Source organism: Streptomyces sp. NPDC028711, from assembly GCF_055565415.1.
The window spans coordinates 727,452-752,319 of sequence record NZ_JBVHUJ010000003.1 but is presented as its reverse complement, the minus strand read 5'-3'; the positions used below and the strand labels follow the sequence as shown (position 1 = coordinate 752,319).

At 73.0% G+C, this 24,868-nt stretch carries 25 protein-coding genes; 13 read left to right on the top strand and 12 right to left on the bottom strand.

What is annotated here, in order from left to right; translation table 11 throughout:
• Positions 1-202: 202 nt before the first annotated feature.
• The 4 genes from ACZ4VK_RS14370 to ACZ4VK_RS14355 form a co-directional block, all read right to left on the bottom strand.
• Entirely contained in the window at positions 203-814 is a 612-nt protein-coding gene (locus tag ACZ4VK_RS14370) for a response regulator transcription factor (protein ID WP_468351998.1), read from the bottom strand.
• A gap of 63 nt (positions 815-877) precedes the next feature.
• Complete coding sequence (locus ACZ4VK_RS14365; protein WP_468351996.1) at positions 878-2,119, bottom strand: sensor histidine kinase; 1,242 nt, start codon at positions 2,117-2,119, stop codon at positions 878-880.
• A 381-nt stretch (positions 2,120-2,500) separates the two neighbouring features.
• On the bottom strand, positions 2,501-4,807 hold the full coding sequence (locus ACZ4VK_RS14360; protein ID WP_468351994.1) for a TOMM precursor leader peptide-binding protein: 2,307 nt from the start codon (positions 4,805-4,807) through the stop codon (positions 2,501-2,503).
• Between the two features lie 19 nt (positions 4,808-4,826).
• A complete protein-coding gene (locus ACZ4VK_RS14355; RefSeq protein WP_468351992.1) occupies positions 4,827-5,018 on the bottom strand; it encodes a hypothetical protein in 192 nt (63 codons plus the stop codon).
• Positions 5,019-5,455: 437 nt separating this feature from the next.
• Between ACZ4VK_RS14355 and ACZ4VK_RS14350 the strand changes: the two genes are divergently transcribed.
• Together ACZ4VK_RS14350 and ACZ4VK_RS14345 are read left to right on the top strand one after the other, a co-directional pair.
• Positions 5,456-5,791, top strand: coding sequence for an ArsR/SmtB family transcription factor (locus ACZ4VK_RS14350; protein WP_468351990.1), 336 nt, complete (start codon positions 5,456-5,458; stop codon positions 5,789-5,791).
• Between the two features lie 112 nt (positions 5,792-5,903).
• Positions 5,904-6,878: an ArsR/SmtB family transcription factor gene (locus tag ACZ4VK_RS14345; protein WP_468351988.1), complete on the top strand. Its 975-nt coding sequence runs from the start codon at positions 5,904-5,906 to the stop codon at positions 6,876-6,878.
• A gap of 126 nt (positions 6,879-7,004) precedes the next feature.
• Here the strand turns inward: ACZ4VK_RS14345 and ACZ4VK_RS14340 are convergent, their stop codons facing one another.
• Genes ACZ4VK_RS14340 through ACZ4VK_RS14330 form a run of 3 tightly spaced genes read right to left on the bottom strand, consistent with a single transcriptional unit; the run spans position 7,005 to position 10,388 of the window.
• Complete coding sequence (locus ACZ4VK_RS14340; RefSeq protein ID WP_468351986.1) at positions 7,005-7,526, bottom strand: flavin reductase family protein; 522 nt, start codon at positions 7,524-7,526, stop codon at positions 7,005-7,007.
• Positions 7,523-8,809, bottom strand: coding sequence for a cation:proton antiporter (locus tag ACZ4VK_RS14335; RefSeq protein ID WP_468351984.1), 1,287 nt, complete (start codon positions 8,807-8,809; stop codon positions 7,523-7,525). The genes ACZ4VK_RS14340 and ACZ4VK_RS14335 overlap by 4 nt, the downstream gene beginning before the upstream one ends.
• A gap of 28 nt (positions 8,810-8,837) precedes the next feature.
• Entirely contained in the window at positions 8,838-10,388 is a 1,551-nt protein-coding gene (locus ACZ4VK_RS14330; protein ID WP_468351982.1) for a tryptophan halogenase family protein, read from the bottom strand.
• 442 nt (positions 10,389-10,830) lie between these two features.
• On the opposite strand from ACZ4VK_RS14330, the gene ACZ4VK_RS14325 reads away from it, so the two are divergent.
• Together ACZ4VK_RS14325 and ACZ4VK_RS14320 are read left to right on the top strand one after the other, a co-directional pair.
• Entirely contained in the window at positions 10,831-11,574 is a 744-nt protein-coding gene (locus tag ACZ4VK_RS14325) for an AfsR/SARP family transcriptional regulator (protein WP_468351980.1), read from the top strand.
• A gap of 149 nt (positions 11,575-11,723) precedes the next feature.
• Complete coding sequence (locus tag ACZ4VK_RS14320; protein WP_468351978.1) at positions 11,724-12,704, top strand: LysR family transcriptional regulator; 981 nt, start codon at positions 11,724-11,726, stop codon at positions 12,702-12,704.
• Positions 12,705-12,713: 9 nt separating this feature from the next.
• Here ACZ4VK_RS14320 and ACZ4VK_RS14315 read toward each other — a convergent pair whose 3' ends face one another.
• The 4 genes from ACZ4VK_RS14315 to ACZ4VK_RS14300 form a co-directional block, all read right to left on the bottom strand.
• Entirely contained in the window at positions 12,714-14,315 is a 1,602-nt protein-coding gene (locus ACZ4VK_RS14315) for an ABC transporter permease (RefSeq protein WP_468351976.1), read from the bottom strand.
• Positions 14,315-15,130, bottom strand: a complete 816-nt coding sequence (locus ACZ4VK_RS14310) for an ABC transporter ATP-binding protein (protein ID WP_468351974.1) — start codon at positions 15,128-15,130, stop codon at positions 14,315-14,317. The genes ACZ4VK_RS14315 and ACZ4VK_RS14310 overlap by 1 nt, the downstream gene beginning before the upstream one ends.
• 81 nt (positions 15,131-15,211) lie before the next feature.
• Positions 15,212-15,451, bottom strand: a complete 240-nt coding sequence (locus tag ACZ4VK_RS14305) for a hypothetical protein (RefSeq protein ID WP_468351972.1) — start codon at positions 15,449-15,451, stop codon at positions 15,212-15,214.
• On the bottom strand, positions 15,448-16,239 hold the full coding sequence (locus ACZ4VK_RS14300) for a 4'-phosphopantetheinyl transferase family protein (protein WP_468351970.1): 792 nt from the start codon (positions 16,237-16,239) through the stop codon (positions 15,448-15,450). Before ACZ4VK_RS14300 ends, ACZ4VK_RS14305 begins: the two co-directional genes overlap by 4 nt.
• A gap of 215 nt (positions 16,240-16,454) precedes the next feature.
• On the opposite strand from ACZ4VK_RS14300, the gene ACZ4VK_RS14295 reads away from it, so the two are divergent.
• Genes ACZ4VK_RS14295 through ACZ4VK_RS14255 form a run of 9 tightly spaced genes read left to right on the top strand, consistent with a single transcriptional unit; the run spans position 16,455 to position 23,415 of the window.
• Positions 16,455-16,715 carry an acyl carrier protein gene (locus tag ACZ4VK_RS14295; RefSeq protein WP_468351968.1) on the top strand — a complete coding sequence of 87 codons (261 nt, stop codon included), beginning with the start codon at positions 16,455-16,457 and terminating at the stop codon, positions 16,713-16,715.
• Positions 16,716-16,764: 49 nt separating this feature from the next.
• Positions 16,765-18,072, top strand: coding sequence for a beta-ketoacyl-[acyl-carrier-protein] synthase family protein (locus ACZ4VK_RS14290; RefSeq protein ID WP_468351966.1), 1,308 nt, complete (start codon positions 16,765-16,767; stop codon positions 18,070-18,072).
• Complete coding sequence (locus tag ACZ4VK_RS14285) at positions 18,069-18,872, top strand: alpha/beta fold hydrolase (protein WP_468351964.1); 804 nt, start codon at positions 18,069-18,071, stop codon at positions 18,870-18,872. Before ACZ4VK_RS14290 ends, ACZ4VK_RS14285 begins: the two co-directional genes overlap by 4 nt.
• Positions 18,869-19,834, top strand: coding sequence for an acyl-CoA thioesterase family protein (locus ACZ4VK_RS14280; RefSeq protein ID WP_468351962.1), 966 nt, complete (start codon positions 18,869-18,871; stop codon positions 19,832-19,834). Before ACZ4VK_RS14285 ends, ACZ4VK_RS14280 begins: the two co-directional genes overlap by 4 nt.
• Entirely contained in the window at positions 19,831-20,955 is a 1,125-nt protein-coding gene (locus tag ACZ4VK_RS14275) for a beta-ketoacyl synthase N-terminal-like domain-containing protein (protein WP_468351960.1), read from the top strand. The genes ACZ4VK_RS14280 and ACZ4VK_RS14275 overlap by 4 nt, the downstream gene beginning before the upstream one ends.
• Positions 20,956-20,965: 10 nt before the next feature.
• Positions 20,966-21,382, top strand: coding sequence for an ApeI family dehydratase (locus ACZ4VK_RS14270; RefSeq protein WP_468351958.1), 417 nt, complete (start codon positions 20,966-20,968; stop codon positions 21,380-21,382).
• Entirely contained in the window at positions 21,379-21,960 is a 582-nt protein-coding gene (locus ACZ4VK_RS14265; RefSeq protein ID WP_468351956.1) for a 3-hydroxyacyl-ACP dehydratase FabZ family protein, read from the top strand. The genes ACZ4VK_RS14270 and ACZ4VK_RS14265 overlap by 4 nt, the downstream gene beginning before the upstream one ends.
• Entirely contained in the window at positions 21,957-22,703 is a 747-nt protein-coding gene (fabG, locus tag ACZ4VK_RS14260; protein ID WP_468351954.1) for a 3-oxoacyl-[acyl-carrier-protein] reductase, read from the top strand. Before ACZ4VK_RS14265 ends, fabG begins: the two co-directional genes overlap by 4 nt.
• A 1-nt stretch (position 22,704) precedes the next feature.
• Positions 22,705-23,415 carry a DsbA family protein gene (locus ACZ4VK_RS14255; protein ID WP_468351952.1) on the top strand — a complete coding sequence of 237 codons (711 nt, stop codon included), beginning with the start codon at positions 22,705-22,707 and terminating at the stop codon, positions 23,413-23,415.
• A gap of 283 nt (positions 23,416-23,698) precedes the next feature.
• On the opposite strand, the gene trpD is transcribed toward ACZ4VK_RS14255, so the two are convergent.
• A complete protein-coding gene (gene trpD, locus ACZ4VK_RS14250) occupies positions 23,699-24,757 on the bottom strand; it encodes an anthranilate phosphoribosyltransferase (protein ID WP_468351950.1) in 1,059 nt (352 codons plus the stop codon).
• Positions 24,758-24,868 lie beyond the last annotated feature (111 nt).

The following is a 24,868-nucleotide window of genomic DNA, read 5'->3' as shown; positions in this document are numbered from 1 at the left end:
AAAATCCCGTTAACCACCTGGCGTCGGTCCCGCCCAGGCCGGCCCATCCGGCCCGGAGCCAGCAGCGGAGCGATCAACGCCCACGACTCATCCGTAAGTTCATGTCTACGCACCACGAACGGAGTAACGAGCCACCGACTTTCCGGACACGGCCTAGGGGGTGAGGCGGGCAAGACACCCCCCAGGGGTGCGGCGGGGGCCGTCACAGCAGCCAGTCGGCGTCCTGTGCGATCTTGATGGCGTCCACGCGGTTGCGTGCGTTCAGCTTGGTCACCACGGACGTCAGGTAGTTGCGGACCGTGCCGAGGGAGAGTCCGAGCCCGTCCGCGATCTCGATGGGCTCAAGACCCTCGGCGGCGAGCCGCAGCACCTCCGTCTCCCGGGTGGTCAGCGGGCTCTGCGCACTGCTCCACGCGGAGAGCGCGAGCTGCGAGTTGATGACCCGCCGGCCGGCGGCCACGCTCCGTACCGCCTCCGCCAGTTCGTGCGGCGGGGCGTCCTTGAGCAGGAACCCGGCGACCTGGGCGGCGAGGGCACGGCGGAGCGCTCCGGGGCGGCCGAGGCTGGTGAGGATGAGGGTCCGGCACTCCGGGAGCTGCTCGCGCAGACCGGCCGCGGCGGTGAGTCCGTCGGTCCCGGGCAGGTCGATGTCGATGATGGCGACGTCCGGGCGGTGTTCGAGGGCGGAGGGCACGATCTGATCGCCGCGTTCGAGTTCGCAGACCACCTCGAGGTCCTCCTCCAGGTCGAGCAGGGCCACGAGTGCTCCGCGCACCATGTTCATGTCCTCGGCCAGCAGGATGCGGATCGGCATGATGAATGTCCTTTCCGGCCGGGTCTCGGCCGTTGCGGCTCGCGGGAAAGGGTGGGGGACACGTCAGACGGCCGGGTCCCCGAAGGGACGCGGGCCGTCGTCGGGGGTGGCGAGGCGCGGGAGGGGGTGGGCCGGCGCCTGGGCCGTGAGATCGAACGTTCCGGGGGTGCGGGAGACGGTGAGCTTGCCGGAGACCGTCCGGAGCCGTGCCCTGAGGTTGCCGAGGCCGCTGCCGCTGTCCGGCGACGCGTCCCGGTAGTCGGGATCCACACCGTCGTTCACCACGGTGAGCCGGACCCAGCCGTCCTCCTCGACGGCTTCGAGGGTGCAGGCGGTGACGCGGGAGTGTCGCAGCAGATTCGTTACTGCTTCGCGGAGCACGGCGGCGAGCACGGAGTCCACCCGCTGGTCGAGCCCGCTCAGCCGGAGGTCGACGCGCACGTCGACGTCCGCTGCCTGGAGCAGGGACCGGGCCGCGCCCAGCTCCTGTTCGAGGGACATGCGGCGCAGCCCGCTGGAGACGGACCTGACGTCGGCGAGCGACTGCCGGGAGATGGTGAGGACCTCGCTCACCTCGTCCATCGCCCGCTCCGGATGGGTGGGGATCAGACGGTGGATGAGCTCGCTCTTCAGCGTGATCGCGGAGAGGCTGTAGCCGAGGAGGTCGTGCAGGTCGCGGGCGAAGCGCAGCCGTTCCTTGGTGACGGCCATGCCCGCGAGCTGTCCCCGCGTCTCGTGCAGGGCCTGGACGAGCTCGGTCATCCGGGACAGGCCGAAGACGACGAGACCGGTCAGCAGTGTGGAGAGGCAGAGGTAGACGGTCTCCTGGAGGGACAGGCCGTCCAGGGTCGGCGGTACGAGCATGGTGAGCCCCACGACCCCGTACGCGGGCCAGGCCCACCGGCCGGGCAGGAGCAGCAGCAGGGAACCGGCGAGGAAGCCCGCCATGGCACCCCACTGGGAGTGGAACACGGCGATCGGCAGATAGGTGAGGAGTGCCTGAGCCGACAGCGTCGCCGCCCACTGCCGCACCGGGGCCCGGCGGGCTCCCGGAAGCGAATGGCGCAGCTGGAGAAGGAAGATGAGGACCAGGCAGACGACGGAGGTGATCAGCTGGGGAAGCCCGAGCCGCTCGCCCGCGAGATTGAGCGCCGTCACGCTCAGGTAGCCGAGGAGGGCGACCGTGAGGACGGTGCGGGCCAGCCGGGGGGCGGGCAGGTCCTGGACGTCGGGCGGTGACGCCGTGGTGCCGTCCGCCGCCGGTAACCCGTCCTGGTGTGCGTGGTGCTCGTCGTGACGTGGCATTCGTTCGTCCGCCCGTTGTTGCCCTGTCCGTGTCCTCGGATGCTCCCGCGGTACGGGCGCATGCGGAGCCGAGTGTATGTGTTCCGCGCGAACACCGGAGCGACTCAGAACTCCTGATGAACCGACACGAGTTGCGGGCGGTGACCGGGCCCGGCCGAACGAACCGGCGGTATCCGCGAGGGGGCGCGTCCGGGGGCGCGTGTCGGCTCTACCGATCGGTGGGTCGGTCGTTGACCGCGAACGTGCCGCGTCCGGCGCACGGATGCCGCATGTCGAGTCGGCCTGTCATGGCATCCCGTCCGTTCGCCCCGCCGCGCGACTGGTGTGCGCTCCGCGCTGGGACGGCCGCGCCGCCGCACGGGTTCCGTGCGGCGGCATGCGCTAGACGAAGAGCGGCACGGGGTTCAACTCACCGTACGGAGTGGGGGCGGCGAGCCTGCCGAGGGCGACGGGGGTGTCGTACAGACGGCCGGGGGCGAACCTGGCCCAGAAGTGCCGGAGGCCGGGGACGATGACCTTGACCACCGGCAGTTCGAGATCGGGCCGGGTCTGGTCGAGGACGAGCAGATCCATGCCCCGTCCCCGTACGGTCTCCGTGATCGCCGTGACGTCCTCGTGGAGGTCGGTGGTGGGCCGGTACGTCCAGGACTCCGGGCCGCGCGGCGGCAGACCGGCGTCGGGCGCCAGGTACGGCCGGCCGGCCCGGGTGGCGTGCCGCCACCAGTCGAGCGCGTCGGGGTCGTCGATGCGGTAGCCCGTGCCCTCCGGCGTCACCTCGGCGACGAGGGGCAGGAGTTGGCCCATCTCCGTGAGCGCCCGGCGCAGGGCGACCCGGGGGTCGAAGTGGGCGCCGAAGCCGAAGAGCACGTCCTCGTCCGGCTTGTCCGTACGCCGGGACAGGGCCGCCACCACCGGGATGCCGAAGTCCGAGGTGAGGTCCAGGGCCCACACCTCCCGCCGCAGGGCGCCGTAGCCGTCGATCATCCGGCCGAGGTACGGCTCCGCGAAGGCGTCGAGGTCGAGCGCCGGCTGCCGGGTGCGGTTGTACCACCAGAGCGCCACCGCGTCCCGCTCGACCAGTTCGAGGAAGCCCTGGACGAGGGCGTCCTCGGGGCTGCTGCCGGCGGCGTTGCCGTTGGAGTCGGCGTACAGACCGTCCGGTGACGGCTCCTCGCTGAAGTACAGCATCGACGTGGGCAGCAGCCGCTGGACGCCCTCGGTGAGCGACCACACGGGCGTCCACTCGGTCGGCAGGGTCTCGTCGAACGGCGGCGGGACGTACTGGAGGCGGGAGCCGCGGGCGTTCCAGCCGTGCCGGTCGCGCAGCTGACGCTCGTGGTACAGCTGGCTGGCGTTGGGGTGGACGGCGGCGGGACCGAGGCCGCGGAAGGAGTCGCGCACCACCGGTTCGTCGCCCTGCCGGGTGCCGCTGTACCGCTCCACCGCCTCGCCGAGCGCGCTGACCCGGGCCTCCGTCTCCGTGAGCCCCTTCCCGCCGCTGAGGGCGCGCAGCCCGGCCCGCAGCCCGCTCAGGGTGGGGCTGCGCATGGCCAGGTTCTGGCCGGACAGATAGGCGTGCACGAACGCGGGGCTGCCGGGGGCGCTGCGGATCTCCTTGACGATCCCGGTGACGGGGTCGACCAGGGGCCCGTAGCGTTCCAGCATCCGTTCGGGGGTGAGCGCCCGGTGGCCGTTGAGGTCCTCCGCCGTCTTGGGGCGGGACCGGGGGACGAACGGGCGGGACACCCGCGAGGCCACGAGCCCGGGGTCGCCGCACGCGGCGCACTGCGGCAGCCGGACGACGGGATGGGCCGAGCCGCGCGGGCCGAGGGTGTCGTGGACGTACACGGAGTCCTGGGCCTCGTGGCGCAGGCCCGCGAGCCACTTCGCCGCCTCCACCACCGCGAGCTGCACGGTGAGGGCGCGGCCCGCGGGCAGGGTCGCCTGCGGACGGGACGGCGGGCCCGCGAGACCGAGGGCGCGCCGCAGCGGCTCCTCGGAGCGGCGGTGCCCGCGCAGCCGGTGGGCGAGACAGTGCCAGCAGGGCCCTTCGTACGGCCGGATCAGGGGGCCGACCCAGCTCGCGGTGGATCCCACGCCGGCCAGCAGCCAGGGCCGCCCGGCCGCCCGGTGGGCGGCGTCGATGTCGTGCAGCCGGGGGGACAGGTAGTCGTCGCAGACCACCAGGGTGAGGTCCGCGTCCTCCGCGGAGGACGCGAGGCCGAGCCCGGAGGCCCGGCAGGCCTCGCGCACCTCGCCGGCGTCGGCGCCGCCGGCCGCGACGACGTGCACGGCGCTCCCGGCCAGCGCGGCGCAGACCCGGGCGCCGTCCAGGCCGGCCAGGTCCCAGTAGGCCTCGGCGGCGGGATCCGGCCGGTGGGGGACGGCCGGGGGCGCCGGGGGCGCGGGCTTCAGGGCCAGCAGACCGGAGGCCTCGAGGGCTCGGAGCGCCTGCAGGACCTCTTCCGGGGTCAGCGAGCCCGTGGCCTCCCGCAGGACGTCGGCCGGGGTGCGGCTTCCGTCGAGCAGCGGTGCGAGCACCTCCGCGGGGTCGCCGTGGAGGGCGGTGACCCCGCGGTGCGAGACGAGGTACACGGCCTCGCCGGGAACGACGGTGGCCCGCAGATGACTCCGGAAGCCGAGCCGTGTCGTGGCGGCGGGTGTGCCGCCGCCCTCCTCGTCGACCATCCCGCCCCGTCCTCGGTGCCTACGCGGCCGGGGCGGGAGCGGGGGCGCCGATGGCGGCGGCCGCGACGATGCAGATGCTCAGGAGCGCGGCGCCCTGGTGGTCGGGCACGGCGTCGAGGTCCTCGATCACGAGTCGGCGCACGGCGGGCCGATGTGCGCCTGCGGTGGTCGGCTCGCCGCAGCGGGTGGGTGTGGCAACGGCGATCGTCATGTCTTCCACTCTCCAAGTCTTTGTCAGCCAATTTCCGGGGTAATTCTGCACCGGAAGAGCCGGAAGGGAACAGTGTGGGAATCACTGTGCGGGTGTGAACTTCTCATGGCGCCGCCGACGTTCCACAGTTCACAGGCGCCATACAATCGGAAATGGACGTTCCGAACGGATTCTGGAATTCCGTATCGCTTGTGCCAGGTCATGACCGTCCCGACTGGACTGTCATGGCAAGCCGCCCGCCTCCCGCCGTGTTTCTCCGCCGGCCACTCCGGATGGCCGATCCATGGCTTGACCACATGAATTTCGGCAGGCTCCGCGTATGAATCCTTCATCCCCGAGCCGTGAGAATCAGAGATACCTCCTGACGTGCGAATCGCTTACAGTGGCCGGGGCGGGAACGACCCGCCAGGAACGTTCCGGACGGTGGGAGATGGGTCATGACCGGTGAGGAACTCCTTCTTGTTCTCTCTGCCGTCGGACACCCCCAGCGCCTCCGGATCGTCGCCGAGCTGGCCAAGGGCCGCCGGTACGTCAGTGAGCTCGCCCGGTGTCTGGTGGTCTCACGGCCCCTGCTCTACATGCACCTGGAGCGGCTGGAAAAGGCCGGCCTCGTGGTCGGCACCCTCGAACTCTCCGAGGACGGCAAGGCCTTGCGCTATTTCGAGCTGGTCCCCTTCGACGTACGGCTGAACGTGGCCGGGGTCCTCGCCGCCGTACAAGGCGACGCCTCGCTCCGGGGCGAGTACGCCCTCGCGTCAGAGGGCGGTCAGTGAGGCGTCAGCGGCCGCACCGAGCATGAAGCGACGCGCCCCGCGCGCCGCAGCCGTCCCCGGCGGACGGACGTGCCCGTCCACCTTCACGTCGCGGAGATTCGGGGGCCTCACCGTGCAACGTATCCACTTCTCCGGCGCGGACCTGGCACGCACCCGGCTGCGGACCAGCGCGGGACCGCTCGTCGAGACGGCGTTCGCCGCCGTCCTCCTCGGCCGCGGCGTCGGCGCTCCGTACGCGGGATGGCGCAGACAGGTGAGCAAACGGCTGCCCCCTCCCCGCCCCGGACAGGGCCCGGGAGCCGAGGCCGACGAACTGGTCCGCCGCGCACTGGAGTACGGCGGTACGGAGGGCGCCCGCGCGACGCCCCCCGGGCAGGCGGCATCCTCCGCGTCCGGTCCCGTCGGGCCGTCGCACGGGTCCGACCTGCCGGACATCTGGCGCGCGGCCGTCGCCCCCTACTGGGACAAGGTCCTGGAGTATCTGGAGGCCGACTGCGAGGCGCGCGGCCGGGCCGTGATGGCCGGCGGAGTGGAACAGCTGCTCTCCACCGCGCACCCCCGGATCACCTGGACGTCACCCGTCCTGGAGATCCCCGGCGGCCCCGAGGGCGATGTCGTGCTCGGCGGCCGGGGCCTGGTGCTCACGCCCTCCGTCTTCCTCAACCACCGGCCCGGACAGCTCATCTGGCCGCAGGACGGCAGCGGCCGGCCGACCCTCGTCGTCTCCGCCCCGCCACGGGCCCACGAGGCCGCCGTGCTGTGGGCGGAGCCCGACGAGACCACCGAGGCGCTCGGCGCGCTGGTCGGCCAGACCCGGGCGGCGGCCCTCCGGGTGCTGCGCGCCGCGTGCACCACCTCCGAACTGGCGGACCGGCTCGGCATCTCGCGGGCCGGAGCCAGCCAGCACGCCGCCGTGCTGCGGCGCACCGGCCTCATCACCAGCCGCCGGGTCCGCAACTCGATGCTGCACTCGGTGTCCCCGCTCGGCCTCGCCCTCCTCGACGGCCGTCCCGCCCGCCCGGCCGGCGGCCAGCGGGGCACCCGGCGCGAGCCCCTGGCCTGCGGAGCCGTACTGCCCGTCGCCTGAACCCCGGACCGCCCGGCGCCACCGCACACACGAACCCGCCCGGCCCCTGGAGGGCCGGGCGGGTTCACGCGTGCGGCAGGCGTCGGGCGCCGGGTCAGCCGCCTCGGGTCACCCGGCGGGCCCCGGTCACGCGGCGGGCCAGGAGCGGAACTGTCGCAGGCCGTAGAGCAGCGGCGGGAGGTCCTGCTCCCGGCGGATGGCGCGGGCCTCGCCGAAGACCGTCACGTGGTCGCCGGTCCGCTGGGTCAGGGTCACCCCGCAGTCGGCGATCGTATGGGCGTCCTTCACCAGATGCGGGCCCGCCCCCTCCGGGGACGGCTCCCAGGGGATCAGCGCGAAGCGCTCCGGGTCCCCCGAGGCGAACAGCTCGGCGGCCTCCCGCGCCCCGTCGTGCAGCAGGTTCACGGTGAACCTGCCGGTGTCGAGGACCGCACGGAGGGTGGGGCTGCCGGCGCGCAGGCACACCAGCAGGGTCGGCGGCTCCAGGGAGACGCTGCAGAGCGAGGAGCAGGTCATCCCGCGCGGTGTGCCGTCGAGATCCGCGCTGGTGACGATGCACACGCCGGTGGGAAAGCCGCTCATCATCGCCCGGAACCCACCGGCGGTGGCCTGGGGAGCGGGCGGGGTCCGGACCGCGGGATCGGTCATCGTCTGCTGCTTTCTGTCGTCGTGAGGGGAACCGGCTCGGCACGTGGCGTGCGCTCCCCGCGGTCGAGGAGGTCGAGCAGCGGGCCCGTCATGCCCGTGGTCACCAGGGCCATCACCGTCAGGGCCAGCATCATGGCGGCGGACAGGACGCCCGCCGCGTAACCGGCCTGGACGACCACGAGTTCGGTCAGGCCGCGGGTGTTCATGAGGACGGCGATCCGTCCGGCCAGGCGGGGCGGCCGGCCGTCGAGGCGGGCCCCGGCGTACGAGCCGACGCCCTTGCCGAGACAGCCGAGCACGACGGTCCAGGCGATCAGCGTCCAGGACACGGAGGGCGAGACGTCGTCGAGCAGGGCGATCCCCGAGACCACGAAGAACGTGGGGACGAGCGCGCGCCCGGCCCCCGACACGGCCGTGACCACCCGCGACCAGGGCTCGGACGCGCCCCCGGGGACGGCGAAGCCGACCATGGCGGCACCGAGGATGGCGGTCATGCCGAGGTCCTTCATGGTGAGTGCCACCGCGAGGGCGGCCGCCCCGAGGAGGACCGCGGCGAGGACGGGGAGGCGCCCGGCCACCCGGCGCGCCGCCCCGGTGCGCAGGATCCGTCCCAGCGCGGCCGCGCAGACGAGACCCAGCGCGAGGGCCGCGAGGGAGCGCAGGAGCCCCGCGCCGTCGCCGGAGGCGAGGGCGATGGAGGCGGTGAACAGGAGCCAGGCGACGGCGTCGATGACGATCGCGGAGGTCATCGCCACCCGGCCCGCCGTCGAGTGGGACATCCCCCGCTCCGCGAGGATCCTGGCGAGGACGGGAACCGCCGTGACGGACATCGCCACCGAGACCATCAGGGCGAACGCCGGCAGCGGCGCGTTCCCGCGGGCCGCCGCGTCGTCCGTGAGCTGGACCCAGCCGACGAGCAGCAGTCCGGTGAACAGCGGGGCGAGGAGGGCGCCGAGCGTCAGCGCCGTCGCGCCCCGGCGGCCCGGCCCGGAGGGCCCGGCCCGCAGTTCATGGGCCAGGCCGACCAGGTAGAACACGAGCCCCGCCTCGGCGACGAAGCCCACGAGGTGCAGGACGGGGTCGGGCAGCATGGCGTCGAAGGCCGGCCGGCCCGCGAGCGCGAGCACGGCGGGACCGGCGAGCAGCCCCAGGGTCACCTCCCCGACGACCACCGGCTGGCGGACCAGCCGGGCGGCCCACCGGCCGGCGTAGGCGAGGAGCGCCACCACGCCGAGGACCGCGACGGCGTGCGGGATCCGGGGCCACAGGTTGAGGACGTCCATGACAGAGAGTCCTTTCCCGCCGGCGCCGTCAGCCCAGCCGGGTGAAGTAGTCGTAGGCCTTCGGCAGCACCTTGACCAGACGCTCGGTCTTCTCCCTGATCAGCTCGAACTCCTGGCGCGCCGCGGCGCCGTCGGAGAGGGCGAGCGCCGGCGAGGGCTTGAGGTCGATGCCGCCCATGCCGAGCAGGATGCACATGTACGAGTACGCCGGGAGCCCGTGGTAGTACGGGTAGATCGACTCGCTGTCGGGCAGCTGGACCTTCCACTTCTCCAGCCGCTCGGCAAGCGAGTCCGGTATGGCGCGGGTCTTGGCGTCGCGCCAGTACTGCGTGTCCGTCCGCTTGGCCGCCACGTAGTGGAGCACGAGGAACTCCCGTACACCGTCCATGACATGGGAGACCGCGTTGTTGTAGAGGTCGCGGTGGGCCGGGTTCCAGTCCTCGCCGGGGAAGTTCTTGGCGAGCTGCTCGATGGCGTGGTGGATGAAGAAGATGCCGGTGGACTCCAGCGGCTCCACGAACCCGCTGGAGAGGCCGATCGCCACGCAGTTCTTCACCCACGAGTTCCGGCTGCGGCCGATGCGCATGCGGATGTGGTTGGCCTCGACGTCCGCCGCGGCCGGACCCACGAACTCCCGCAGGGTGCGCTCGGCGTCCTCGGGGGACAGGTAGTCCTTGGCGTACACGTACCCCGTGCCGACCCGGCCGGTCAGCGGGATCGTCCAGATCCACCCGGCGTCCTGGGCCGTCGCGGTCGTGCACGGCCGGATGCCGCGCCGCTCCATGTCCATGGGCACCTGGAGGGCGACCGCGCTGTCGTTGGGCAGCGTGTCCTGGTAGGAGATGAACGGCTCCTCCAGGGCCTGGTTGAGGAGCACGCCCCGGAAGCCGGTGCAGTCGATGTACAGGTCACCGGTGATCTCGCCGTGCTCGGCGGTCCGCACGGAGGAGATCCAGCCCCGCTCGTCGAGCTCGACCTTGGTCACGTCGTCGACGACGTGCTTCACACCCCGCTCCACGGAGTAACGGGTGAGGTACTTGGCCAGGAGCGCGGCCTCGAACTGGTAGGCGTACGGGAACTGCGTCTTGCCCTGGTGCTCGGACATCGTCAGGCCCTGCATCTCGTTCCCGTCCTCGTCGAAGGCCTGGTCGATGAGGGTGCCGTCGCGGTGCCGGGGGCTCAGTCCGGCGTCGATCACCGACGCCATGACGAAGCAGTCCTTGTCGAAGCGGTCGGTCGGACCGTTCTTGAGCCACCAGTCGGTCAGCGGGAAGCCGTTGACGGACCGCATCTGCTCGAACGGGTGGTAGAAGTAGTGTCCCGGCTCGCGCCAGTTCTCGAAGCGCACGGCCAGCTTGTACGTGGCGTTGCACGCCGGCATCCAGTCCTTCTCCTTGAGTCCGAGGAACTCGAAGAAGTGACGGATGTCGCTGAACGTGGCCTCGCCGACACCGACCGCACCGACGGTTCCCGATTCGACGAGGGTGACGTCGATCCGGTCGCCGAACGCCGCCTTGAAGTACGAGGCGGTCATCCAGCCGGCTGTTCCGCCGCCCACGATCACAATTCTGTTGAGCACGAGGACTCCTTCGGTGGGAAGTTGGGGATGGCGCCACCGAAGAACGACTCTAGGCCGGGAACGAAACGAGTACGAGGTCTTTCAGTACCCGCCGAATATCGCAGTTGAGACCCGTCGGAACGACTGAACGAACCACATAATTGACAGCCTGTCAGTATCGTGTCAGGTATTTCCGGCAAACTGCCGGGCACGCTTCGGAGAAGGGGTCCGAGATAGTCCGGGCAGTCACCTGTAGGTTTTTTCTTTCAGGTGAAAGCCGCAGGTGACAGCGGGTCTCCGGTCATACTGGTGAGCGATGTCCCGGCGTGCGAGGTGGTATTTCCCCAAGCCCGCAGTACTCACGCATGATGTGCCATGTCCGCGTGTTGACATGGGGGTTCCGACTGTGGAAATCAATGTTCTCGGCCCGCTTTTTCTCGTCCACGAAGGGAAGCGGTACACGATGACCTCGCAGCGGGCGAGCGTCGTCCTCACGATGCTCGCGCTGTCGCCCGGAGTGCCGGTCACCGCCGACCAGCTGGTGGACGAGATCTGGGCCGACCAGCCCATGGCCAACGCGCGCAACGCGCTCCAGGCCAACGTCCGCAGGCTGCGCAAACTGCTCCAGGCGGTCACCGGCCGGGACGGAGCCGAACTCCTGCGGACCGTCAGCAACGGCTACCTGCTCGACGTCCCGGCCGACTCCGTGGACGCCCGGCGCTTCCTGGACCTCGCCGCCGCCGGCGCCGCACTGACGGGACCGGACCCCGCCCGCGCCATCGACACCCTGGAGGACGCCCTCGCCCTGTGGCGCGGCCCCGCCCTCCTCGACACCTACGACGGCGTCCGCTGCCGGATCCAGGCGGCCCATCTGGAGGAACGCCGCATCACGGCCTACGAGGACCTCACCGCGGCCAAGCTCTCCGTCGACGCGGCCCGCGTCCCCGTCTCCGAACTGCGCCAGCTCGCCGCCGAGCACTCCGGCCGCGAGCGGCTGAGCGAACTCCTCATGCTGGCGCTCTACCGGGACGGCCGCCAGGCCGAGGCCCTCGAGGTCTTCCACGGCGCACGCCGCCGCCTCGCCGGCGACCTCGGCCTCGAACCGGGCCGCGCCCTCCACCACGCCTACGAGGCCATCCTCCGACAGGACGAGACGCTCGGCGAACCACGCCGCGCCCTCGCACGTCCGGTCCCCGCACTGGCCTGATCCCCGCGCCGCGCCGCGCCGCCACGCGCGCCCCCGCGGCCCGCGCCGCCGACATGGACGGTGTCAGTCCCCCCTGTTAGCGTGGCGATCTCCCCGGGGCCGTCCGCCGGGGGGAGCGTCCGCAGCGGCCGGCCACACACGGGGGACAGGTGAACGTCGAGTTACGCCACGCCAGAGTCGTGACGGCCATCGACCGCGCGGGAAGCATCTCGAAGGCGGCGGTCGAGCTGAGTCTCCCGCAGTCCAGCCTCACCGCGCAGCTGCGCCGCATCGAGAAGGCCGTCGGCGGCGAACTGTTCGTCAGAACCCGCTCCGGGGTGAGCCCCACCCCGCTCGGCGAGCGGCTGATCCCCATGCTCGCCGACCTGACCCGGCAGGCCGACCTCGTGATCGCCGAGGCCACCGCGTACACCTCGGACGTCTTCCGCTTCGGGAACACGGAGTGGACGCCCCCGTCCCTGCGCGCCGTCCTCCAGGAGACGCTGCCCGTCGCCGAGGTGCGGACCGAGACGCTCGACCCCGCCGCCGCCGTGGCGGCGGTGCGCGGCGGCGCGCTCGACGCGGCCCTGGTGACCGGCACGCCCGGCACCGCGTCGGCCGGGCACCTCGAACTCCCCCTGGCCGGCGCCGTCGTCGTACGGGAACCGGTCTGGCTCGCCGTGCCCCCGGGGCACGCGCTCGCCGGCCGGAGCGTCGTCGACGTACGGGACCTGGCCGGCCTCCGATGGATCCGTTACGCCCGCGACCACTGGTTCCACCCCATCGAGAAGCAGCTGTTCGCCCGGGTCGCGGGCGCCGACCCCGAGGTGCTGCACCACGTGGACGGCCACCACGAGGCCATGAACTGGGTGCGCGACGCCGACGCGGCGGCGCTGACCACCCCCACGGGCGCCACCCGGGAGGTGACCCTGGTGCCGATCAGGGACACCGAGCGCACCGAGCTGCTCCTCGTGTGGCGCGGCGACGCGCTCGCCGAGTCCATGCGCCGCGGCCTCCTGGAGACGGTCCGCCGCTACTACCGCGAGTACGCGCGGACCATCCCCCGGTACTGGCCGTGGATCGTCGAGCACCCGGAGGACTTCGCCGAGCTCGGCCCCTTCGACCCGTCAGCCTCCTCAGACAGGTCCTAGCGTCGCCGGTCAGGGCGCGGCGGGCGCCCCGGCGGGCGGGACGCGCAGGGCGAGCCGGACCGGCACCAGGGTGGCCGCCACGGTCAGCGCGGTGACGAAGCCGACGATCGCGAGGTAGATCCACGACGGGCCGCCGGGCAGCCACGAGCCGTCGAGCGCGAGGCGGAAGGGGACCAGCGTCGCGGCGGCCACCAGGGAGCCGAGGACGGTACCCATCACGGCCACGAGCAGCGCCTCGATCGTCATCATCCGCATCACCTGCCCCGTGGTGGCTCCCACCAGACGCTGCAGGGCGAACTCCTCGCGCCGCTCGGACGCAGCCACCACCAGGGTGTTGACCAGGGAGATCATCGCGTACCCGATGATGGTGCCGGCCAGCAGGAAGTTGATCCACGCATCGGCCGACGCACCCCCGGAGGCGGCCTGCGGGGCCGCCGTGGGCGCCTGGGTCGTGACGGTGCCGGTGGTGACGGTGCCGCCGGTCGTGACCGGAGCGCTCGTGACCGTGACGGCCGTACGGTCGGCGTTCGCGTCCGTACGGTGCAGGAAGACGGCGACCGCCGCGCTCTCCTCCGTACCGGCCGCGGCCACCACGGCGGGCGCGCTCGCCACCGTGCCGGCCGCGGCGGCGTCACGGGCCGACGCGTCCTGGGTCGTCTGGAGGTAGAGCAGCCCCGTGGCGAGCCCCGTCGCCAGCATCACCGGAGTGACCGCCCCGGCCGTCCTGACCGCCCGGGCACGGACGTTGTCGGAGGCGAGCCGGCAGGCGGGACCGGGCAGCGCGCGCAGCGGCGGCCGCAGCACCGCGATCAGCGCACGGGTGAGCCCCGGAGCCACGAGCGCCGTGCCGGACGCCCAGAGCATCGCGGTCGGACCCGCCGTGCTCGCGGCGACCGCCCCCGGCATCACGAGCGCGGTGACCAGGGCGAGGGCGGTGCCGCCCGCGAGGCAGAGCAGCGCGAACACCAGGCGCGGCGCGCTCATCCAGCGGCGCTGCAGCCCCGCCTCGGCGAGGGCGGCGGCGGGCCGGATCAGGGCGGCGCGGCGCGAGGCGATCCAGGCCGCGGCCACCGCCGCGAGCAGCGCCGCACCGGCGGCGATGGCCGACGGGATCCAGCCGGCGCGGTAGGGGATCTCGGAGGAGACCATCCCGCCCTCGGCGAACCGCTCCAGCATCAGCCGTCCCGCGGCATGACCGGGCACCAGGGCGAGCGCCGTCGCGAGCGCCCCGACCACCAGCGTCTCGGACACCACGAGGAGACGGATCTGGCCGGGCAGTGAGCCGACCGCCCGCAGCAGGGCCATCTCCCGCATGCGCTGCTGGACGAGCACGGCGAGGGTGGAACCGACGACGAACACCACGACCATGACGGCGATCCCGCCGAACACGGCGGAGAGCGACACCAGCCGGGTCGCCTCCTGCTCGATCGGCGAGAACAGGACGACGGCGTGACCGGCGTCCGGCCGCCGGAGCGGCGCGGAGGCCCGGATGCCGGTCTCCATCAGACCGCCGCAGGCGGAGACGATCACGGCTCCGAGGAACAGCGCCACGAACGAGGCGACGAAACCGCTCTTGCGGTAGCGCAGGGTGCGCAGGGCCAGACCGAACATCAGACCGATCCTCCGGGGGCGTGGACGCCGGAGCGCTCGTCGGTGTGGGCACCGGGCTGCTCGCCCCAGGCGCCGAGATGGATCATGCGCTCGGCGATCGTGTCGGCGGACGCGCCGTACAGCTCGTCCACGATCCGGCCGTCGGCCAGGAAGACGACCCGGTCGGCGTGGGAGGCGGCGACCGGGTCGTGCGTCACGATGATGGCCGTGCGCCCTCCGTCGCGTACCGCTGAGCGCAGCAGCCGCAGCACCTCGAGGGCGGTATGGGTGTCCAGGGCCCCGGTGGGCTCGTCACCGAAGATGACGGCCGGTTCCGTGATCAGCGCGCGGGCGATGGCGACCCGCTGCCGCTGGCCGCCGGAGAGCTCGTCCGGCCGGTGCCCCCCGCGGTCGCCGAGGCCCACCTGCGCGAGGACCCGCGCCACGCTGCCGGGTTCGGGACGGCGGCTCGCAAGCCGCAGCGGCAGGGTGACGTTGTCCTCGACGGTCAGGGCGGGCAGCAGGTTGTACGACTGGAAGACGAAGCCGATGCGCTCGCGGCGGAGCTTGGTCAGGTTCCGTTCGGTCATGCCGGTGAGCTCGACACCGTCGAGGACCACCGACCCGGACGTGGGCCGGTCCAGGCCGGCCGCGCACTGGAGCAGGGTGGTCTTGCCCGAGCCGGAGGGCCCCATGACGGCGGTGAAGGTGCCGCGCCGGAAGCCGATCGACACGCCGTCGAGCGCGACCACGCCGGTGCGTTCGGCGCCGTACGCGCGGCGCACCCTGCTGAGTACGACGACCTCGTCGGCACCGCGCGGCGGCGTGCTGTTCATGGATGGTCTCCCTGGTGCTGGGCTGGTGCCGGGCTGGTACGGATGGTTCGTTTGGGGGGCGGACGCGTTCCCCGGGGCGGCTCAGCCCTCGTCGACGCTGCGCAGCATGAACTCGACGGCGCACAGCCGGTCGGTGAGCTCCCTCAGCGTCCGGTGCAGCGACTCCTGCCGGGCGACGGCCTCCTCGGCGAGGATCCGGTACTGGGCCATCGCGGCCCCGTCCGCGCGATGTCTCTGCAGGACGAAGTAGGCGACCGTGCTCGTGCTGAGACCGAGCACCACGATGAACGTGATGAGGATGGCGATGAGCCCGCCGTTCATGTCGTCGCTTCCCTTCGACTCGTGAGGTGCAGGTGCTCCGCGTGCCGGAGCCGCGCCGGGCACACCCGTACGTCGACGGCCGCACCCCGCGCCCGCGGGCCGAGCGCCGCCACGGCGAGCACCGCGCGGGGACCGGCGTACGGCGCGGTGACGGAGTGCCAGGCGTACGGCTCCGCCGCCGGGGGTCCGGTGGGCGACTCGGTGGCCAGGTGCTCGGCGTACGGCTCCGTGACCAGGTGCGCGGCCCGGGGCGGGCGGCCCGGGGCGTCCGGCGCCGGCAGGGGCCGCAGCCGGTGGTCCGGGGCCGGTGGCCACCGGTGCGGCAGCGGACCGGGCCGTTCGAGCCCGCCCGAGTCCAGACCGGTGCCGTAGGCCTTGCCCATCGCCTCCTTGTGCGTCCACAGCCAGAAGAACGCGAGATCCCGCTCCGCCTCGGGCCGTTCGCGTACCCACGCCGCCTCCGCCGCGGGGAACCACCGGGCGGCGAGCTGCTCGGCGGCGACCCGGCGGGGGACCTCGACGTCGACGCCGACGGGCCCCACGTCCGACAGAGCGAGCGCGGCGAGCCCGCGACCATGGCTGAGGCTCACCGAAAGACCGTCACCGAGGCCGGAGAGCAAGGGGCGGCCGACGTGGTCGTGCCGCAGCCGCAGCGATCCCGGCGGCACCCCGAGGACACGGGTCGCGGCGGTGAGCAGCGCGGCACGCGAGGCCGCCGCGTCAAGGCCCGGTGTGGGCGTCACGACGACGGTGATCCGGCGGGGCAGGAGGCGCGGGCGGGGGTTCAAGCCTTCTCCAGCGGGGCGGGCGGGCGCGGAGGTGTCGGTCGATCACCTTGACGCGATCCGCCGCGCACGGCCAGGTGTTTCAGCCGACGCCGAACAACGCAGCCCACGGCGGTGCCGGACCGCCCGCCCGGCCGGAGTCAGTTGCTCGTCAGTTCCGTGTCAGCGCTGCCGAGAAAACTCCTCACCATCAGCCGCGTCAACACTTGGAGGCGAAAATGACCAGCACGATCGCGATCACGACCGAACAGCGGGCCCAGATCAAGGAGATCGTCTGCGAGATCCTCGAGATCGAGCCGGCCGAGGTCACGGACACGAGCCTCTTCAAGGAGGACCACAACGCCGACTCGCTCGGCGCGATTGAGATCCTCTCCTCCCTGGAGCGCACGTTCCAGATCGAGATCGACCAGACCGAGCTCACCCGGATGGTGAACCTCGACGGCGTCGTCGCCGTCGTCCAGGAGAACCTGACCGCGTAACCGCCCCGCACGGATCCCGACAGAGCCGACAGAGGGGACAGGGACAGCGATGAGCAGTGAGCGCCGACCGCACCGGGTCGTCGTCACCGGCCTGGGGACGGTGACCAGCATCGGCACCTCGGCCACCGAGTTCCTGACCGGGCTGCGCACCGGACGCAGCGGGGTCAAGCCGATCACGGCCTTCGACACGACCGGATACGCGTACGCCAACGGCTGTGAGATCGAGGGCTTCGACCCTTCCGAGTGGATCGAGCGCGTCGATCCCGGGGAGCTGGGCCGGGCCGGCCAGTTCTCGGTGGCCGCGGCCAGAATGGCCGTGTCCGACGCCGGAATGGGCCTTGAGGAGCTGCGCGCCCGCCGGGTGCTGGTCTCCGTCGGCACCACCGACGGGGAGTCGCACGATCTCGACGGTCTGATGGAGAGCCAGCTCGCCACCGGACCCGAGCACCTGGATCCGGTGGTGGCACGCCGGTCCGCCGCGGGGATGCTGTCCAGCAGCATCGTCCGCGAGCTGGAGCTGCGTGACGTGGAGGCGGTCACCATCCCCACCGCCTGCGCCGCCGGCAACTACGCCATCGGGTCGGGCTTCGACGCGATCCGGTCGGGCGAGGTCGACGTGGCCCTGTCCGGCGGGGCCGACGCCGTCTGCCGCAAGACCTTCACCGGCTTCTACCGGCTCGGCACCATCGCACCCGAGGTGTGCCAGCCGTTCGACGCCGACCGGCAGGGCATCCTCACCGGGGAGGGGGCCGGCATCCTGTTCCTCGAGAGCCTGGAATCGGCCCTCGCCCGCGGTGCCCGGATCTACGCCGAGATCCTCGGCTACGGTCTGAACTGCGACGCCCACCACCCGGTCGCCCCGGACCGGGACAGCCTCGCCGCCTGCATCGAGCTGGCCCACCGCAACGCCGGGGTCAAGCCCGAGGACATCGACTTCATCTCGGCGCACGGCACCGGGACGAAGGCCAACGACGTCACCGAGGCGGGAGCCATCCGCCAGGTGTTCGCCGACCCCCCGCCCACGGTGTCCATCAAGGCGATGCTCGGCCACACCATGGGCGCCGCCAGCGCCCTCGCCTCGGCCGCCTGCGCCCTCGCCATCACCGAGGGGTTCATCCCGCCGACCATCAACCACCGGCGGACGGACCCCGAGTGCGGCCTCGACCCGGTGCCCAACGAGGCACGCCCCGCCGACGTGCGCGTCGTGCAGAACAACGCACTCGCCTTCGCCGGCAACAACGCCGTGGTGATCCTCGCCCGGTACGAACCGAACGCCGCCGACGGGTCCGCCCCCGGCACCGCCGACCGGTCCGCCCCGGAGACGGCGGGCCCGTACGAACCGGAAACGGCCGCATGACAGCCGTGACCCCGCGGCTGCGACGGGCCGCCACGCACGACGCCCCGCTGCGGGTGCTCCTGCTGCACGGTCTCGGCGGCCGCCCCTCGGTCTGGGACCCGTTCGCGGCCCGCGCCGACGGACGCCTCGAACTGTGGGACGCCGAACTGCCCTGGCGGGCCATGGCCGACAGCGAGGGCTGGGGCTCCCTGCCCCAGCCCGCCCAGTGCCTCGTCGAACTGCTCCAGGAGCCCTACGACGCGGTCGTGGCCCACTCGTACGCGGCCAACCTGCTCACCGAGGCCGGGGCCGCAGGTCTCGTCGCACCCCGGCCGACCGTCCTCATCAGCCCCTTCTACCGCTCCAGTCCCCGGGACTTCGACTGGTCGGTGATCTCGTACTACCTCAACGACTTCCACCGCGTCTTCGAGGAGGCGCTGGAGGTCGGCGAGACCCAGCGGTTCGCCAAGACGCACCGCGACTGGATGGCACTGCGGCTGCGCGACCAGATCGGCCCATACGGCTGGATGCGGTTCTTCGAGTCGTATCTGCGCACGCCCTTCCTCGATCTGGCCGCCGTCCGCTCCCCCCTGCTCGTGCTGTCCGGCGAGAAGGACATCGCGGCGCGGGCAGCGGACGGCCGAGCCCTCGCCGCGGCCGTGCCCGGCGCCCGCTTCGAACTCCTCGACGACTGCCGGCACTTCCCCATGGTGGAGGACCCGGACCTCGTCACCCGTCTCGTGCACGACTTCCTCGCCGTAGGACCCCGTCCGGCGCGGCACGCCGCCGCAGCCCCCGTTCCCCGACTGGAGATGACATGAGCAGCAGCACGCCCGCCACCACGGACGGCAGCACCCGCCTGGAGATCCGGCCCCGCTACGAGGGGTCCAACATCTGCACCTGGATCGGCTTCAAGCACGTCAACTACATGGTCGAGGAGGCCGTCTACGACCACCTGCGGCAGCGCGGCTTCCCCGCCGGCGAGCTGTACGAGCGGTACGGCCTCGGTGTCGACATCACCGACCTCGACACCAAGATCCTCACCGCCTTCCACATCGACAGCGTCGCCACCGCCGTCGTGCGGCCCGCCCCCGGCAAGGGCGACGGGCTGCGCCTCACCGTCGAGATGACGACCGAGCGCGACGGCGAGCCCGTGAAGGCCGTCGTCTCCAAGGTCGCCGTCCAGCTCCGCTTCGACCCCCGGGGGCACGCGGCCGAGGAGGCGCCGGCCGAGCTCGCCGCGTACGTCGTCGACCGGCTCGGCGCCGGCGCCGAGGCCGTCCCGGTGCCGGAGGGCGCCGACCCGCTGGAGCTGCTGACCGAGGGTCGCAACGCCTTCGGCTGGGCCTGGCGGATGCCGTACTTCTACTGCCACTTCACCGAGCGCGTGCAGATGTCCGGCTACCTGCGGCAGATGGAGGAGGTCGTCGACCTCTTCCTGGAGGACCGCGGGGTCTCCATCAAGACGCTGCTCGACGAGCAGGACTGGATCCCGGTCGTCCCGCACTCGCGGATCACCGTCCTCGACGAGGCCCGCATGGAGGAGACGCTCTACACCGTCTTCACCGTCGAGAACGTCTTCAAGCGCTACACGTACACCGCCCGCATGGACACCTACGTGCTCCGCGACGGCGTCCTCGTCCCCACCACCACCGGCCGCATCACCCACGGCTGGGCCGTCATCGAGAACCGCGCCGACTGGAGCCTCGTCGACTTCGACGACCGCCTGATCAACGCGCTCAACGGCAAGGCGGGCAAGGCGGTCGGCCGGGGGACGGCATGACCGCGGCGGACGTCGCGAGCCGGCCGTCCGGGCCCACCGCCCGCACCGAGCCGACGGACGAACTCGTCTTCACCGCCTGGTCGTCGGTCTCCCCGTACGGCATGGAGGCCGCCGCGTACGCCGAGGGGATACGGACGGCGGCGAGCGCGCTGGCCGACCTCGACCCCGAGGCCTTCCCCGGGCCCTACCGGCAGGGCGCGCTCGTACCGGACTTCACCGCGGCGGGCGCCCTCGGCAAGAAGGGGACCCGCACGATGGACCGGGTCACCGCACTCGCCGTCTCCACCTTCGGCCGACTCCTCGACGCGTGCGGACCCGCCCTCGTCGAGCGCCCCGAGAGCGTCGCCCTCGTGCTCGGCACCGGGTCCGGCAGCGTCCAGAGCATCATGGACTTCACCCGCGACTCCCTCACCGGCGACCGGCCCTATCTCGTCGACCCGGCCCGCTTCCCCAACACGGTGATGAACAGGGCGGCCGGCCAGAGCGCCATCTGGCACGGCATCAAGGGCCCCAACACCACCGTCGCGGGCGGCTGGCTGACCGGTCTGCTCGTCCTCGGCTACGCGGGGCGGCTCCACCGGGGCGGACACTGCGAGCGCGTGCTGTGCGGGGTCGCCGAGGAGTACTCGGAACAGCGGGCCTGGCTGGAGTGGCACGCCGCCGACAGCGGCGCCCGCACCCCGCTCGGCGAGGGCGGCGCCGCCTGGCTCCTCGAATCCGCCGAGGCCGCGCGGGACGCGGGCCGCACCCCGCTCGCCCGGCTCCGGGGCACCCGCTTCCGCGCCTACCACCGGCCCGACGAGGCCGGCGACGCCCTCACCCGGTGCGTACGCGCCCTGCTCGACGAGGCCGGTGCCGATCCGGCCGACGTCCGCTTCGTGGTGCCGCTCGGCACCGAGGGCGAGGAGGACGCCGTACGGGAGGCCCTGCCGGCCGGGCGGGAGCCCGAGTGGATCCGCTGCCGGCCGCTGCTCGGCGACACCTCGGCCGCCGCGACCGGCTTCCAGACCGCGGCCGTCCTCGCCCTCGCGGCCGGGGGCGGACTGCCGGCCGGGCAGCTCGCGCTCGTCACCGGCATCGACCGGGACGGCACGGTCGGCTGCGCGCTGCTGAGCGGATGAGGAGACGACCATGACGCTCGAAGAGGCCCTCGGCCTGGTGGAGGACCGCCCGCGGGCGGTCGAAGGTCCCGAGGGGACCGGGCCGGCCGAGTCCACCGTACGGAGCTCGTTCGCCGTGCCCGCCGACGACCCGTTCCTCGCGGGCCACTACCCCGGCTTCCCGCTGGTGCCCGGCTTCAGCCTCGTCCAGTACGTGTACGAGCTGGCCGCCTCCGCCGGGGCGCCGCGCGACCATCCGGTCGTCGTCCGCAAGGCGCGGTTCCTCAGCCCGGTGCGGCCCGGCGAGGAGATGGTCGTCGAGGCGCGGATCGAGCGGACCGCCGACGGGGTCCGCGCCGTCGCCGCCGTCAGCGCGGACGCCCGCCCGGCCGCCGAGATCACGCTCCACTACCCACGGGAGCCCCACGATCCGCAGGAGACCCCGTGAAGACGCCCCAGGAACACCCCACGACGACCGCGACGGAGGGCTCCGCGTCCACGTCGGCCGGTGAGCCCATGACGGCGTCCGCCCGCGTCACCTCCGTCATCCCGCACCGCCCCCCGGCGCTGCTGGTCGACCGGGTGGTGGACGTCGAGCCAGGCCGGCGGCTCGTCGCCCACCGGACGGCCGCCGCGGGGCCCGGCTTCCACCCCGGGCCCGACCAGCCCGGCGGGGACGCCGACGCGTCCCTCGCCCTCGGGCTGCTCCTGGAGTCCTGGGCCCAGGCCGCCGTCCTGCTCGCCTGCTGGGAGCGGCCGAACCCGGACGTCCTGGAGGGGAACGTCGCCCTCCTCGCCGGGGTGCGCGACGTGCGCGCCCTGGCTCCCGTGGAGCCCGGCGCGCTCCTCGTCCACGAGGTCCGCGTCGTGCGGGACCTCGGCGACACCGTCCTCACCACCGGCACCACCGTCGTGGGGGACAGGCCGGTCCTTGAGGTGGGGCAGCTGACGCTCGCCCTGCGGCCGGCCGGGACCCTGGGCCCGGCGGCCGGCACCACCGCGAAGACAACCGACGAGAGGTCATGATGTCCGCAGACAACCGCGTCGCCCTGGTCACGGGAGGCTCCCGGGGCATCGGCCGCAGCGTCGTCCAGCGCCTCGCAGCCGACGGATACGACATCGCCTTCTGCTACCGCTCACGCGAGGAGGAGGCGCGGGCCGTGGCCAAGGAGGCCGAGGCCGCGGGCGCGACCGTGCTCGCCCGGCAGGTCGACGTGGCCGAGCAGTTCGACGCCGAGGACTTCGTCCGCGAGACCGAGCGCGAGCTCGGCCCCGTCCACGTCGTCGTCTCCTCGGCCGGCATCGTCCGCGACAACCCGCTCATCCTGATGAACGGCCAGTCCTGGCAGGAGGTGCTGCGCGTCAACCTCGACGGCACCTACCACATCTGCCGCGCCGCCGTCTTCGCCATGCTCAAGCGCCGGACCGGGTCCGTCATCACCATGTCCTCGGTGGCCGGGGTGTACGGCAACGCCACCCAGACCAACTACTCGGCGTCGAAGGCCGGCATCATCGGCTTCTCCAAGGCCCTGGCCAAGGAGGTGGCGCCCCGCGGCATCCGCGTCAACAGCGTGGCCCCCGGCTTCATCGAGACCGACATGACCTCGGCGCTCGGCGAGGACGCGGGCGAGCGGCTGGCCGCCCGCGTCCCGCTCGGCCGCTTCGGCCGCCCCGAGGAGGTCGCCGACCTGGTGTCCTTCCTGGCGTCGGACCGCGCCTCGTACATCACCGGGCAGGTCTTCGGGGTCGACGGCGGCCTGGTGATCTGACATGGCGGCCGACAGGACCCCGCGGTTCTACTTCTCGCTGCGCAGCCCCTACTCGTGGCTCGCCCACCGCACGCTGGTCGACGAACACCCCGACGTCGCCGCCGCCCTCGAGTGGCGGCCGTTCTTCGAGCCGGACCCGGTCAGCGAGCGGATGCTCGAAGAGGCCGGCGGCTCCTTCCCGTACACGCCCATGTCCCGCGCCAAGCACCTGTACGTCCTCCAGGACGTCGGGCGCCTGGCCAAGGCCCGGGGCCTGCGGGTGACATGGCCGGTCGACAAGGCGCCGGTGTGGGAGGTCCCGCACCTGGCGTACCTCGTCGCGCTGCGCGAGGGACGCGGCCGCGAGTACGTCGCGGCGGCCTACCGGGCACGCTGGGAGGAGGGCCGCGACATCTGCGACCCGGCCGTCGTGGCCGAGATCGCCGACGGCGTCGGCGTGGACGGCGACGCGGCGGCGGGCGCCGCCGCCGACCCGGAGCTGCGGCGCGAGGGCGTGCGGCTGCTGCTCGACATCGACGCGGACGGTGTGTTCGGCGTGCCCTATTTCGTCCACGGGTACAGCCGGTTCTGGGGCCTCGACCGGCTCCCCGACTTCCTCGGCCACCTCCGGGACCGGAAGGTCCCGGCCCCACGCCTGCCGGAACCGGTGGCCGCCGCCGTCGGACTCGGCGCCCGGTCCACGGACGACGGTCATGCCGGGGGCTGCGGGTGAGCCCGGGCCACGGCGGACGGCCGGCCGTGGCCGGGCGCGTCCGACGGAGCGTCCGACGGAGCGTCCGGTGAAGCTCCCGGCGGTGCCTCGGCGGCGGCGCCCCACGTGAAGCGGTACGGGCCTTGATGACGGCGGGCCGTACGGGCAGCGCACCAACGGCGCCGATGGCGGCCGGTGGTGCGCTGCCCGCGTCCGCCGTCCCGGCCGAACCGCCGCACTCGCGACCACCTCGGACGGACGGACGGTCAGGGCCGGGCCCTCGGGGCCCGGCCCTGACCGGGGTTCAGCCTCCCGTCGCCCGCTTCGCGGTGATCGTGCGCCAGCGGTCGAGGACGGCCGTCGCCGCGCCCGAGTCGATGGAGTCGGCCGCGCGGAGCAGGGCCGGGGACAGGCGTTCGGTGAAGGGGCGTGGGGACGGTTCGAGGGCGGCCAGTCCCGCGGCCGCCGACAGCAGTACCGCGTCTCGCACGGGCCCGCGCGCACCGGCGAGGACCTCGCGGGCCACCCGCGCGTTGTGCGTCCGGTCGCCGCCGCGCAGCGCGGCCGCGTCCGCCCGGGGGATGCCGACGCCCCGCGGGTCGAAACGCTCCTCGCGCACCTCGCCGCCGTGCACCGACCAGACCGTGGAGGTCGTGGTGACCGTCAGTTCGTCCATGCCGTCGTCGCCCCGGAACACCAGCGCCGACACCCCCCGCCGGGCCAGCACCCCGGCGAGCAGCGGGGCCAGCCGGGGATCGGCGACGCCCACGGCGCAGGCGGTCGGCGCGGCCGGATTCACCAGCGGGCCGAGCGCGTTGAAGACCGTGCGGATGCCGAGCTCCCGGCGCGGCCCGGCCGCGTGCCGCAGCGCCGGGTGGAACTCCGGCGCGAAGCAGAAGGTGATGCCGACGTCCTCGGCGACCTCCGCGATCTCGGCCGGTTCGAGGCGCAGCGCGACGCCCAGCTCCTCCAGGACGTCCGCCGAGCCGCAGGCCGAGGACGCCGACCTGTTGCCGTGCTTGACGACACGGGCGCCGGCGCCGGCGGCCACGATCGCCGACATCGTCGAGATGTTGACGCTGTTCGAGCCGTCACCGCCCGTGCCCACGATGTCCAGGGTGGGCCCCGGGACCTCCAGGCGCACCGCGTGCCGGTACAGGGCCCGTACCAGCCCCTCGATCTCCTCGACGGTCTCGCCCTTGGCCCGCAGCGCCACCATGAGGCCGGCGAGCCGTACGGGCCCGGCGCGGCCCGACATGACGTCGTCCATCGCCCATTCCGTGTCCCGCGCGGTAAGACTCCGGCCGTTCAGCAGGGCGTCCAGCAGATCCGGCCAGCTGTGCGTCAGCGGTTCGGCGCTCATGGAATTCTCCTCAGCCCGACATCCGAATACGTGTCGTACGTCATTCTGCTGACCGTCCGACCGCCGTTCCAGACCACTGTCCGCCGGGCCGTACGGTCCAATTCCCGGAAA